Annotated in this window: 11 protein-coding genes; 4 read left to right on the top strand and 7 right to left on the bottom strand. The window is 50.7% G+C overall.

The window, feature by feature from the left end:
- Positions 1 to 36 precede the first annotated feature (36 nt).
- From fraE to ACFK9X_RS01235, 5 genes are all read right to left on the bottom strand, one after another.
- Complete coding sequence (gene fraE / locus ACFK9X_RS01255; RefSeq protein WP_000702747.1) at positions 37 to 1,080, bottom strand: fructose-asparagine asparaginase; 1,044 nt, start codon at positions 1,078 to 1,080, stop codon at positions 37 to 39.
- A 58-nt stretch (positions 1,081 to 1,138) separates the two neighbouring features.
- Positions 1,139 to 2,458, bottom strand: a complete 1,320-nt coding sequence (locus ACFK9X_RS01250) for an anaerobic C4-dicarboxylate transporter family protein (protein WP_151115302.1) — start codon at positions 2,456 to 2,458, stop codon at positions 1,139 to 1,141.
- Positions 2,459 to 2,511: 53 nt separating this feature from the next.
- Positions 2,512 to 3,357: a fructose-aspartate kinase gene (fraD, locus tag ACFK9X_RS01245; RefSeq protein ID WP_151117882.1), complete on the bottom strand. Its 846-nt coding sequence runs from the start codon at positions 3,355 to 3,357 to the stop codon at positions 2,512 to 2,514.
- A 63-nt stretch (positions 3,358 to 3,420) separates the two neighbouring features.
- Positions 3,421 to 4,398 (bottom strand): 6-phosphofructose-aspartate deglycase, encoded by a 978-nt coding sequence (fraB, locus tag ACFK9X_RS01240; protein WP_077906583.1) that lies wholly within the window; start codon positions 4,396 to 4,398, stop codon positions 3,421 to 3,423.
- Positions 4,399 to 4,573: 175 nt separating this feature from the next.
- A complete protein-coding gene (locus ACFK9X_RS01235; protein WP_000572566.1) occupies positions 4,574 to 5,293 on the bottom strand; it encodes a GntR family transcriptional regulator in 720 nt (239 codons plus the stop codon).
- A gap of 325 nt (positions 5,294 to 5,618) precedes the next feature.
- On the opposite strand from ACFK9X_RS01235, the gene ACFK9X_RS01230 reads away from it, so the two are divergent.
- Entirely contained in the window at positions 5,619 to 7,268 is a 1,650-nt protein-coding gene (locus tag ACFK9X_RS01230) for an alpha,alpha-trehalase (protein WP_151115300.1), read from the top strand.
- A gap of 12 nt (positions 7,269 to 7,280) precedes the next feature.
- Here the strand turns inward: ACFK9X_RS01230 and ACFK9X_RS01225 are convergent, their stop codons facing one another.
- On the bottom strand, positions 7,281 to 8,873 hold the full coding sequence (locus ACFK9X_RS01225; protein WP_151115298.1) for an STY4199 family HEPN domain-containing protein: 1,593 nt from the start codon (positions 8,871 to 8,873) through the stop codon (positions 7,281 to 7,283).
- A gap of 280 nt (positions 8,874 to 9,153) precedes the next feature.
- Between ACFK9X_RS01225 and ACFK9X_RS01220 the strand changes: the two genes are divergently transcribed.
- The gene (locus tag ACFK9X_RS01220) at positions 9,154 to 9,510 is read left to right on the top strand and encodes a glycoside hydrolase family protein (RefSeq protein WP_001120251.1); all 357 of its coding nucleotides are present in this window, start codon (positions 9,154 to 9,156) and stop codon (positions 9,508 to 9,510) included.
- 5 nt (positions 9,511 to 9,515) lie between these two features.
- Here the strand turns inward: ACFK9X_RS01220 and ACFK9X_RS01215 are convergent, their stop codons facing one another.
- Entirely contained in the window at positions 9,516 to 10,118 is a 603-nt protein-coding gene (locus ACFK9X_RS01215; RefSeq protein WP_001196081.1) for a response regulator transcription factor, read from the bottom strand.
- Between the two features lie 630 nt (positions 10,119 to 10,748).
- On the opposite strand from ACFK9X_RS01215, the gene ACFK9X_RS01210 reads away from it, so the two are divergent.
- Entirely contained in the window at positions 10,749 to 11,648 is a 900-nt protein-coding gene (locus tag ACFK9X_RS01210) for a LysR family transcriptional regulator (protein WP_000358042.1), read from the top strand.
- Positions 11,649 to 11,720: 72 nt separating this feature from the next.
- Positions 11,721 to 12,749 carry an inner membrane protein YhjD gene (gene yhjD / locus ACFK9X_RS01205; RefSeq protein WP_000191231.1) on the top strand — a complete coding sequence of 343 codons (1,029 nt, stop codon included), beginning with the start codon at positions 11,721 to 11,723 and terminating at the stop codon, positions 12,747 to 12,749.
- Positions 12,750 to 12,856: the final 107 nt, after the last annotated feature.

Genomic DNA, 12,856 nt, shown 5'->3' with positions numbered 1-12,856 from the left:
GCCCATCTTCGAGGGTGGGCGCACAGGCCTTCATGATTAATACGTACTGAAATAACTCTGGATCAGTTCCGGATTACGCGTCTGAGTTAATGCCGTCATCAGCAACACTCGCGCCTTCGCCGGGTTGAGCGAGTCAGACACCAGTCCAGGCTGTCCTTTATCCAACGGTACTACGCCGTTTCCGGTGCGGGAAGCGCGCACCACGATAATCCCGGCTTTCTCCGCTTTTTTAATCCCCGCGTCGCTACGTACCGAGACCGAACCTGCGCCGGTTCCGGCATAAATAATACCGTCCGCGTGATGGGCGATCGCCGCATCATACATATATTCCGGATCGTCCTGATAGCCGTAAATAATCACCACATTGGGTAATTTTTTGATATTACGTACGTCAAAAACAGAGCGCAGAGTATGAATTTTTTCCACCCGCGTTTCGAACTGTGGCTGACCATTAACGATGACCCCCAGATAGCCCTCTTCCGGCGCTTTAAAGGTATCCAGAGTCGTGGCATTAGTTTTCGTCACAAAGCGCGCCGAACCAATACGATCGTTTAAAACCACCATCACACCGCGTCCCTTCGCATTCGGGTCAGCAGCCACCGTGACCGCTTCCAGCAGGTTCATTGCGCCATCGGCGCTGATTGCCGACGCGGGCCGCATTGCAGCGGTAAACACCACCGGTTTGTCGCTTTTCACGGTCAAATTAAGAAAGTAGGCGGTTTCATCGAGCGTGTCAGTGCCATGAGTAATGACCACACCGTCAACATCATCCCGCGCCAATAACGCATTCACCTTCTGTGAAAGTTTCAGGATAATATCGCTGGTCATATTTTCGCTACCAATATTCGCCACCTGTTCGCCGTCAACGCGAGCGATATTATTCATTTCCGGCACGGCGTTTATTAATGTTTGCACGCCAAGTTCACCGGATTTATATCCGGCGGTTTGTGTATTATTGGCTGCCGTCCCAGCGATAGTGCCGCCTGTCGCGAGAATAACAATATGCGGTAGTGACGTTGTGCTAAATACACAATGGCTGATGAGCAGCAACACGGCGGCCATGAAAACTCTGATTTTCATTTTCTTCCTCTGAATTAAAAATAATAAGTGACGTGTGCTATAAAAACATGAATAACAATCAGGCCAGAACCATTTTTCCTATTAACAGCCCGACAATGACCGAGACAATCACGTTAACTAATCCCGGACGCATAAAACTATGGTTAAGCACATATTTGCCGATACGCGTCGTACCGGTATCGTCAAACGCCAGCGCCGCCAGACACTGCCCCGCCACCGGAATAAAGAAATAGCCGTTAACGGCAGGCCAGGAGCCGATTAATGCATAAGCGGGCAACCCTAACGCCAGCCCCAGCGGCAACAGAATTAACGTCGTTGCCGCCTGGCTGCTGACCATAGCGGACACGAAAAACATCATAATGGCGATAAGCCAGGTATGCTGTTGCAATAGAGTTTGCACTTCTGCCTTAATCAACGCGATATGACCATTCACGAACGTCTCACTCATCCAGGCCAGGCCGAAGGCGCAGACAATCGCCAGCGCGCCCGCCCGAAATACCGTACCGCTGATAATCTGATCGACCTGCGGCCGACATAACAACACAATCAGGCAGGCAAAAGAGAGCATCGTAATCTGGATAGCGGCGGACATCGAAAGCGGTTGTAGCCCTTTCGCTGTTTCCACCATGGGCCGCAGCGCCGGAATCAGTCCTAACAGAACGATAACGATCGCGCTGGTCAGAAATAACGCCACCGACAATTTGGCGCGCGAAGTGACCACCGTATTTTTACTTTCTTTCTGCGCAGGTTTAATTAACCCTTCAGCAAGCCGACGTTGATATTCCGGATCGTCTTTTAACTCTTTTCCTTTATTAAAGGTCGCTATTGCCCCCATCGCTACGCCGATTAACGTGGCGGGCACGCAAATCATCATAATGGTTGAAATAGAGACGCCCAACGGCGCCATTAAACCAATCATCGCCGCCATGGCGGCAGATATAGGACTGGCGGTGATCGCCTGTTGCGATGCGATAACGGAAATAGATAAAGGACGTTCCGGTCGAATACCAGAATCCCGTGCGACTTCAGAAATAACCGGTAACAAGGTATAAACGACATGCCCCGTTCCTGACATAAAAGTGAAGAGATAACAGATAAACGGCGCTAATAACGTAATGTAACGAGGGTGGCGACGCAGAATTTTTTCCGCCAGTTTGACCAGTAAATCCAGCCCGCCGGAGGCCTGTAAAGAAGCGGCCGCCAGGACAACAGAAAGAATAATCAGAATAACATCAATCGGTGGCGTAGAAGGCGTCAAGCCAAAAATAAAAACCATCACGCCGACGCCTAACCCGCCGACCATCCCTAAAAATACGCCGCCGATCCTGGCGCCTATCATCAGGGCCACAAGGATAAAACATAATTCCGTCCAAAACATACTTCCTCCTGGGTTATCTGGAGTGAGTGTCGCTTTACATTGAGGGACGTAACCTATTGTGCAAACGGTTTACCAAAACCAAATGCGCCGTAATGAGATAACACCTGCGCCGCCGATTTCCCGCCCTGCCGCATGGCGCGTAACACGCTTTCTTTATCGGGTTCCGCCATACCCGATTGCAAAATGGAAAGCAAAAAACCGGTTAAGAAGGCGTCGCCTGCGCCCAGCGTATCGACAGGTTCGATATAAGCAGGTTGCCACTCCAGATAATCCGCGCCGGAAAAATAATAAACTTTTTCATGCCCGCAGGTGGCAATAATATGCCGACAGCCATAACGATAAAGTTTATTGAGTTTTATTTTGATTTCATCTGGCGATAACCCGCTACAGGAGACAAATCCATAATCTACCCACGGGCATACCTTTTCAAAATAGTCGTCTGTACCGCGCCCGGAAAAATCAAAAGAGAGTAAGACGGTTTGTTGTTTAATTTTCTCCAGTTCCGATTCCAGGTGGCCGTTAATACTGGAATGGACTAAGGTAAATTGTGATATATAGCGAAGATCGCCGTCAGACAGGCTAAAAGGATGTTCCCGCAATACGCCGTTTTTGTTGCTGGCGACAAATTGCCGATCGCCATGCGTGAGACGGATACAGGCATACCCATTTTCGCCGGTATAATGGCGGCTGTGAGAGATGTCTATCTGTAGCTGGTGTAATACATTCTGTACGTGCTGCGCGGCGTCGTCATTGCCAAACGCCCCCATAAACGCGCTGGGGATGCCTGCTAATTTCGCATAGACAGCAAAATTTAATGCATTACCGCCGGGGTACATGATGCCGGAATGCAGGTATTTATCGACAACGTTGTCGCCAATACCCAATACGCTGATGCTCATCATTATTCCTTGTTTGTCTTTACAATAAAAAGCGTCCCTGCTTTTTTATCCATCCTGATGTAATTAATATTCCACTTTCCACATATAGCGGCGTGTCGTTAACGGATGCTGGCGCGCCTCAGCTAACGCCCGATTGTAAACGGGATAAACGTTATTAAAGAGAGAGTGGTTAAAGTAATCAATAACCGTGGTTTTAATGGTCGATAGCCCCAGTTCTTTCGCATCGACAACTTCAATACGGCGGCCATATTTTTTCAGGAAGTTTAACGCGCGTTCATCCACCGCCCGCGTATTGCCCTCGGAAAACTGGAAGAAGAAAGGCGTATTCGCATCGGTAATTTCAAACGGCCCGTGGAAAAACTCACCGCTATGAATACAGGCGGAATGTATCCATTGCATTTCCATAAAGATGCAGATGCTCTGTAGGTAGGCTGCGCCATAGCCCGCGCCGCTGGCGACGGTATAAATGACTTTATCGTCTTTATATTCCTGCGCGAACGCCTGCGCGCGTTCCGCAACCTGCTCGCAAGCGCGCCAGACGATACGGTTGATTTTGCTGACGCCATCCTGAAAATCGTCGTAGTGCGCATACCCTTCCGTCTGCTGGAGCAGTTCGACCGCACTCAGCAGGCCTTTCATCGTTTTCTCTCCGGCAATATCTTTACCGTCGCCAAACGTGTACGTTTCCACATAGTCGCAATGCGCCACCAACGGTGAATCCATTATCCAGGTTAAACCAATGACCGGCGCGCCGTGCTGACGGGCGATTTCAGCCGCTTTGATTGTCTCTGGCGTATTACCTTTGTGGGAGGCGACAACCACAACGGCATTTTCTCCCAGCGCTACCGGCGGGTTGTTAATAAATTCTCCGCTGTTATACAGGCCGACAGTCAACGCTTTCGCTTCTTTTTCTAAAAATACTTTCGCCGGATAGAACGCCGCATAAGAACCGCCGCACGCCACGTAATAGACGTGTTTAACGCCTCCTTTCTCTGCCTGGCTGGTCACAATATTGCTAACTGTCTCTTTCATACCCATCATGCTTTCCTCTGGTTCCATCAATGATACAGGCGAGGATTCGCCATAAATGACTCATAATGTATTATTATTTTTATATGACATTTAAAGACATTTGATCAAGATGGAAAGCAAAAAAAATCGGGATCCGCGATCTGGATCCCGATTCAGCCTGCTCTTCGTTAGCGTAATGCTGACATCATACGGTAAACCGTATTTTATCGCCGACAATCAACTGTTGCGAAACGCAGGAGAGTTCTCCTTTGTTATCAATCATTTCACTTTTTATCAGGATCAGCGGATAACCCTCGTTGACGCCAAGATAATGGGCGACTTCAAAGCTGGCATAAACCAGTTCGATCATCTTACGGGAGTGGGTAAACCATAAATGGTATTTCTCGCGTAAGCATTCATACAAAGAGTGATTATTAAGATCTTCGTCCAGCAAAAACGCAAAACGTGGGGGAAGATGTACGGTTTCCAGCGATACCGCCACATCGTCGGCATAGCGGATACGTTCAATGACGACCGCTTTTTCGCCATCGTTCATATTCAGTAACGCTTTTGTCTCATCGTCTACCGATTCAAAAACGGATTTGATGGTGCGTGACCCCGGGCGACGTCCCTGGGACTGGCATAACTCGCTGAAACTCATGATGCCGGTCATGCTACGCTGAAATTTCTCACCAGAGACAAAGGTGCCTTTGCCGGAGACACGGGTCAGCAAATTTTCACGCGTCAGCGCATCCAACGCCTTACGGACCGTGACCCTGCTCACCTGCCAGCGCGCGCTCAGTTCATTTTCCGTCGGGATCTGCTGGCCTGGTTTATACTCTCCACGCGCAATGGCCTCTTTTAAGGCGGCTTCAAGCTGCTTATAAAGCGGTTTGGCGCTTTTACTGTCGGGTTGCTCGATCATTTGTATCCATTTGTATTATCATGGTGCCATAGCTTGTATTATAACTATTTACGTTACCTTTGCTTGTGAATCCACGCCATGCGGTGACGTAGTGATACCGCTATGAAACGAATGTTCTGATTTTAGGTCTGGGGCGGGCGTCATGAAAATAGGGTTTTCGCAATACTATTCAGTAAGTTATAAATTGTTTTTCTTGAGAGGTAAATTGCAAAATGTGATCTACCGCACACTTTGCCACTCAGGTATCGAAGCGAATGTCTACGCTTAATAGACAGCCGGGCAACACCCGTATCTTTTACGACGCAAGCCGGAGGTCCTTGTCATTATGCTCAACCAGAAATTAAACCCCACGCCTTCTGAAGATCTGACTATTGATGTCGATCTGCTTTATGAAACAGACCCGTGCGAGTTAAAGCTGGATGAAATGATCGAGGCGGAACCGGAGCCGGAGATGATCGAGGGGCTTCCCGCCTCTGACGCCCTGCCCCCTGCCGATCGGTATCTCGAACTGTTCGAGCATGTACAGTCAACAAAACTGTTTCCAGACAGTAAAACGTTCCCGGACTGCGCGCCGAAGATGGACCCGCTTGATATCTTGATCCGCTACCGTAAGGTCAGACGCCACCGTGATTTTGATTTACGCCGCTTCGTCGAGAACCATTTCTGGCTACCGGAAACCTTATCCAGCGAGTATGTCTCTAACCCCGAAAACTCGCTCAAAGAACATATTGACCAGCTTTGGCCGATACTGACGCGCGAACCGCAGGATCATATTCCGTGGTCTTCGCTGCTGGCGCTGCCGCAATCCTATATCGTGCCGGGAGGCCGTTTTAGCGAAACCTATTATTGGGACTCTTATTTTACCATGCTGGGTCTGGCGGAAAGCGGGCGCGAAGACTTACTTAAATGTATGGCGGATAATTTCGCCTGGATGATTGAAAACTATGGCCATATTCCCAACGGCAACCGGACCTATTATCTGAGCCGCTCGCAGCCGCCGGTTTTCGCCCTGATGGTTGAACTGTTCGAAGAAGATGGCGTGCGCGGCGCGCGGCGTTATCTCGACCATCTCAAAATGGAATACGCCTTCTGGATGGATGGCGCCGAATCGCTGGCGCTCAACCAGGCTTATCGCCACGTTGTGCGGATGCCGGACGGTTCCCTGCTGAACCGCTACTGGGACGATCGCGACACGCCGCGCGACGAGTCCTGGCTGGAAGATGTCGAAACCGCAAAACATTCCGGTCGTCCGCCCAATGAAGTCTACCGGGATTTGCGCGCCGGGGCGGCGTCCGGCTGGGACTATTCTTCACGCTGGCTACGCGATGCGGGCCGGCTTGCCAGCATACGTACGACCCAGTTTATCCCTATCGATTTGAACGCTTTTCTGTATAAACTGGAGAGCGCTATCGCCAATATTTCAGCGCTGAAAGGCGAACGTGACACCGAGGCGCTATTTCGCCAGAAAGCCAGCGATCGACGCGCCGCCGTAAACCATTATCTGTGGGATGATGAAAACGGCTGTTATCGGGACTATGACTGGCGACGCGAAGAAATGGCGCTCTTTTCCGCCGCCAGTATCGTGCCGCTGTATGTCGGTATGGCGAACCACGAGCAGGCCGACCGTCTGGCAAATGTGGTACGCAGCCGTCTGTTAACGCCCGGCGGGATTATGGCGACCGAATACGAAACCGGCGAACAGTGGGATAAACCGAACGGCTGGGCACCGCTGCAATGGATGGCGATTCAGGGCTTCAAACGGTATGGCGACGATATGCTGGGCGATGAAATCGCCCATAACTGGTTAAAAACAGTAAACCATTTTTATCAGGAGCACCATAAACTGATCGAGAAATACCATATTTCCGGCGGTACGCCCCGCGAAGGCGGCGGGGGCGAGTATCCGCTACAGGATGGGTTCGGCTGGACCAATGGCGTGGTGCGCCGCCTGATTGGCCTTTACGGAGAGCCTTAACCTGCTCCGGCCTCAGTGAATCGCATCATAAATGGCTGACTGAATTTTCAGCCATTTTTTATTGTCTGCGCTGGGCCGGGCCTGAGCGCGCAGTCGGGCCTGCTCCGTATCGTGCTGCTGGCGCGTCACAACAGCCGGAACGGTGCAAAACGTTTGCAAATAGGTTTTATGCATCGCGGTCAGCGGCGCGCCGCTCGACATGTCATGACTTAACGTTGTGATAAATCGTCGGCAGGGTTTGACCTCATCCATCAGCGCGGGATAACGCAACAACAGTTGCAGCACCTCGGTATGTCCTGCCGCAAACGCCTGCTCCGTCCACGCGAGCTGCCAGTTCATTCCGCCCTGGAGGAACAGCGCCGTCACCCGCGTATCATTGCGCTCTATCGCCGCCCGCATGGTAAACGCATCCCAGGTAATCCCCATATGATTGAGCGTCTCCCGCGCGGAAGGCGCCTCGCGCGGCGGTTCATCCTGCGCCATTGCGGGAGTTTGCCCGTTATCGGAGCCTGGCGACGGCGAACTAAATAGCCAGAACGCGCCCGCCAGTATCGCCAGCGTCATGACGCCAACCGCGCCCCACAAAGCGCCGGAAATAAGTTGCTCACGCTCTTCAGGCGTACGCGGAGGCCGCTTACGCGGTGGTTCTATGCTCTCGCTAATCTCATGCTTATCTCCCCCGGCCTGCCGATCTTTAAGCCGCGCGGTTTCCCAGAACTGGCGCAATTCACGTTCATCCGCCAGCAGAAACGAAGCGGGATTCACGCGGGTACGTTTTTCGGCATAGGCACGCTGGATGGGCCGAACGATTTGCTGATACTGAACGTTTAGCAGCATAAGCTGCGCTGAGGTGAGCGGCTGCCTGGCGATAACCTCGTTTCGCGCGAGGCGGCAATCATCCAGAAACATACGCAGGGTGGTGCGCGACTCGGCGAACAGCGTTAACGCTGAGGCGTCATTAAAAATTCTGACGTAATGACGGGCAAACAATTTTTTATCGACCACCATAAGCGCCAGTTCGCTGAACAACATGCCTTCCAGCGCATGTTGATCTTCTCCCTGTTTTAACCACTGGCGCAAACGGTCCGGGCCAAAATGTTGCTTGAGGTAGTGATTCAGCGACGCCCGATCCGGCCATGCGCGCGCAATAAGCGCTTTTAACGTCAGTTCTATCGCCCGAAGCTGACGCTGCGCCTCAAGATGCGCCTCCTGGTCGGGGTCTTCCAGCTCAGTTTGATACGTCAGTAGCGGCTGCTGCTGACGTAGATGTTCCAGCGAGGTGACAAAACGCAACGCGGCAAGGAGTTGATTTTCGCTCACCTCTTGCCCGCTGTCATACTGGGGAACATGCTGCTGAAGGTGACGCAGTTGCAGCATAAACTGGCTCAACTGCGCGTCATTTATCCGCAATTTTTTCGCCACCGCGCCCCAACCGCCCAGGTTAAGACGCGCCTGCTCAAGTTGTTCCATGAACCACCGGGGCTCTTTTCCCTCTGTGGTATGAATACCCAGCAGCAGCAGCAGGATTTCTATTGATGCCTGGCGGATAATCCCCAGGCTATGTTCAAAAGGCGCGCGTGTCGCCTGCGAAGCGCTATTCGTCATTATCTTCCCTAAAAAGACGATCCCGCGACGAGATCTTCGTTTTCTTTTAATTATGTTTTTTCATAGATATAACAGATTTAGCCACATTTCAGTGACTTAATCTTAATGATTGCAAATTTATAAGAAGATCGGTTACTAACCAAAAACATCAGTTTTTCATTCTGTCAACGCGGCGTGATGCTGAACGGCATAGACCTTTTCCCTGCCTGCGTTTGGCCGTCTGACCGCTAGCCACACGTGCAGCACACTTTATAATCGCGCTTTTTATGAGAAAGATGCCATGCCGCACATTTCATCTCGCTTTAGCTCCGCCTGCATCGCGTTTATTAAACAGTGGCAGGGTCTGTCGCTGGAAAAGTATCGCGATCGGCAGGGTAACTGGGTGATTGGTTACGGGCATATGTTGACGCCGGATGAGACGCTGACGTTCATTACGCCCGACCAGGCGGAGGCATTCTTGCTGGATGACCTCAATAGCTGCGATATGCTGCTACAGAATTGTTTGCCGGAACTTAATGATCGGTTTCAACGCGAAACGCTTATTGCGCTGATGTTCAGTATCGGACATCAGCGTTTTTTATCATTAATCAATACGGGTGATATTTCACAGCCAGAAATAAGCGGACTACGAATTTAACGTCGTTAATTCGATTCATTTAACATCATGGCGGCCTGGGTACGATTTTTTACATCCAGCCGCCGGTAAAGCGACTCCAGATGCGCTTTAACCGTCCCGGTACTAATATTTAACGCCCGCCCAATTTGTTTATTTGATTCTCCTGCGGCAAGCATCTGTAAAATTTCCCGCTGGCGGGCGCTTAACGCTTTTATATCACGGGACTCCAGCTCCGTTGAATTTAACCAATCCCCCGGTAAAAACATCATCCCGCGAGCGACAGCATTGAGCGCAAGGACAAAGGTTTCGGCATCAGAATCGCGTGGCACCACGGCCTGAACGTTAAATTGCATGACTTCATGCAGCCACTTTTGACTGCCATCCATCGCCGTGATAATAATCTTCACCTCCGGAAATTGCTGCGCGATTCTTTGTAACACCTCGCGGCAAAATTCAGCATCTAGGCCGCTATCCAGCATGACCAGCGCATCCGGCGCGCTTTCTATTTTTTGCCAGAGTTCTTCTGCCTGACCGACACTCTGGATACTTATTCCTGGAATGTGCTGCTGCAAACTGATTTTCATTCCATGAATAAATATTGACTGCCTGTCAAACATGATTACCTGCATTACTTTTCTCCACCTGGGTAAGATAATAGTCTCAAGATGAGGAAGGGTATTACCCGTAGGGTAAAATAAGAAGTCGCCATTTGGTATAGGCCATTTTACCGATAGTCATTGGTTGAGGAAGGGAAAGGTTATGAATATTTACAGCTTCAACATCGGGATTACAGAATTCGCTAAAATTAGCGTTTTAAAGTAAGGAATATCTTATTAGCGTGAACAGTCAAGGCTAATTTGAATATTAATTTAATGAAGAGTACGCCTGGCGCGTCACAAAGGAAATATCTGCTTTTCACCTGATGTGTTACAAAAAATAAAGTAGCACATTTTGTTAAAAAATAGCCAATCCGCCTGAAAACCGCGACGATGGGTCAATGACAATACCGTGTATGTACATACATTTCTCTCTCCCACTACACCCGCGGCTATCAGCGTGTTTTACCGCTCTCGTCCCGTTTATCGGCTTTTTGGCGCTAAAATGCCTGGCCGGAAGGCGATAAATCCGCCGAGCAACGCGATCCGACGTATTCGTCACGCGAGCAATGATTGCGAAAGGGCTTATTAGATGCTAGAAAATCAATAAAACCAGCCGCTTCAACGTCACTGTTTCAATAAGAACAATAATAGAGCCTGATGATGGATAAAATATATGCAATGAAATTGTTTGTACGCGTGGCGGAACGGGAAAGTTTTTCCCGCGCAGCAGAGGATATCGGCCTTCCCAAAGGCAGCGTCTCACGGCAAATACAAGCGTTAGAACATCAACTGGGCATCCGCCTGCTCCACCGCACCACCCGGCGGGTACAGCTTACTCAGGACGGAATGGTTTACTACGAACGGGCAAAAGATCTGTTGAGTAACCTGGATGAACTGGAGGGTCTTTTCCAGCCTGATCCCGCCAGTATCAGCGGCAAAATACGGGTAGATATACCGCCATGTCTCGCAAACAGCCTTATCATGCCGCGCCTGCCCACTTTTTTGCATCAGTATCCCGGCATTGCGCTGGAACTTTGTAGTAGCGATCGACAGGTCGATTTACTACGGGAAGATTTCGACTGCGTGGTGCGCACAGAGCCGCTACATGCGCCAGGGATACTGACGCGCCCGCTTGGCAAACTGAGAAGGGTGAACTGCGCCAGCCCACAATACCTGGCGCGCTTTGGGTATCCAGAAAACCTTGACGATCTCGCCTCACATGCGATGGTGCATTATTCATTGACCCCGGGAGTCTCTTCACCGGGTTTTGCCTTTGAAACTCCCCACGGTATGCAGTGGGTAAAAACCGGCGGAATGCTAACGGTAAACAGTACAGAGACCTGGCATACGGCCTGTCTGGCAGGATTAGGGATCATTCAGACGCCGCGCATTGCTGTACGGGAGGCGTTACGCGCCGGAACGCTCATTGAAATTTTACCGCAATATCGCGCCGCTCCACTGCCGGTGACGCTGCATTATCCCCATCGCCGTAATCTTTCCCGCCGGGTACACCTGTTTATGGTATGGCTGACTGAAACCATTAAAGAGGCCGCAGAGTAGCCGCATTTTCAGCATCCACCGGGGAGAAGCTATACTGACATATTCTATTAATGATGAAGGACTACCGACCTGATGACGCAGGAAAATGACGTAAAACGCCCTATTCAGGAACTGGAGCACGACCCGATACAAAAAATAGAAACGCAGCCGCATGACGCCCCGGAAAAAAACGAAAAGGCAAATCAGGCGTTGCATTCCGTCACCACCCTGATGCAAAAAATTCAGCGTCAACCGATGGTGGCCCACCTCATTCGCGCGACCGAACGTTTTAACGATCGACTGGGTAATCAGTTTGGCGCGGCTATCACCTACTTTTCGTTTCTGTCGATGATCCCGATAATGATGGTGTCCTTTGCCGCAGCAGGTTTTATCCTCGCCTCGCACCCTAATCTACTGGAAGATATTTTCAGCAAGATATTGATGAATGTGAGCGATCCTACGCTGGCGTCCACGCTTAAAAATACGATTAATACGGCGGTTCAACAGCGTACCACGGTAGGGCTGGTCGGACTGGGTATCGCGCTCTATTCCGGCGTTAACTGGATGGGCAACCTGCGGGAAGCGATTCGTGCCCAGTCACGGGACGTCTGGGAGCGCAAGCCGCAGGATCAGGAGAAAATCTGGCTCAAATATCTGCGCGATTTTATCTCGCTGATTGGATTATTAATCGCTTTAATCATTACGCTGTCCATTACTTCCATCGCCGGTTCCGCCCAGCAGATGATCATCTCCGCCTTGTACCTCGACAGCATCGAATGGTTAAAACCGGCCTGGCATTTGATCGGTCTGGCCATCTCTATTTTTGCCAACTATCTACTTTTTTTCTGGATTTTCTGGCGACTGCCTCGCCATCGTCCCCGTAAAAAAGCGTTGATTCGCGGGACATTTATCGCCGCTATCGGTTTTGAGGTGATTAAAATCATTATGACCTATACGCTGCCGTCACTGGTGAAATCGCCTTCCGGCGCGGCGTTTGGCTCCGTACTCGGTCTGATGGCATTCTTCTACTTTTTTGCCCGCCTGACGTTATTCTGCGCGGCCTGGATAGCCACCGCCGAATACAAGGACGACCCGCGAATGCCGGGTAAAACGCAACGCTAGTCTGCGGCTTGCTGCCGAATGGCACGCACGGCGTCGTCATTCGGCCTACTGATGTGTAGATCCAGGCCGGGCAAGCAAAGCGTACCCGGCGGTACAATCAGGCACGT

Source organism: Salmonella sp. WC3 (genome assembly GCF_042932255.1).
Taxonomy (GTDB): Bacteria; Pseudomonadota; Gammaproteobacteria; order Enterobacterales; family Enterobacteriaceae; genus Salmonella; species Salmonella enterica.
This window is presented reverse-complemented; position numbering and strand designations above follow the sequence as displayed.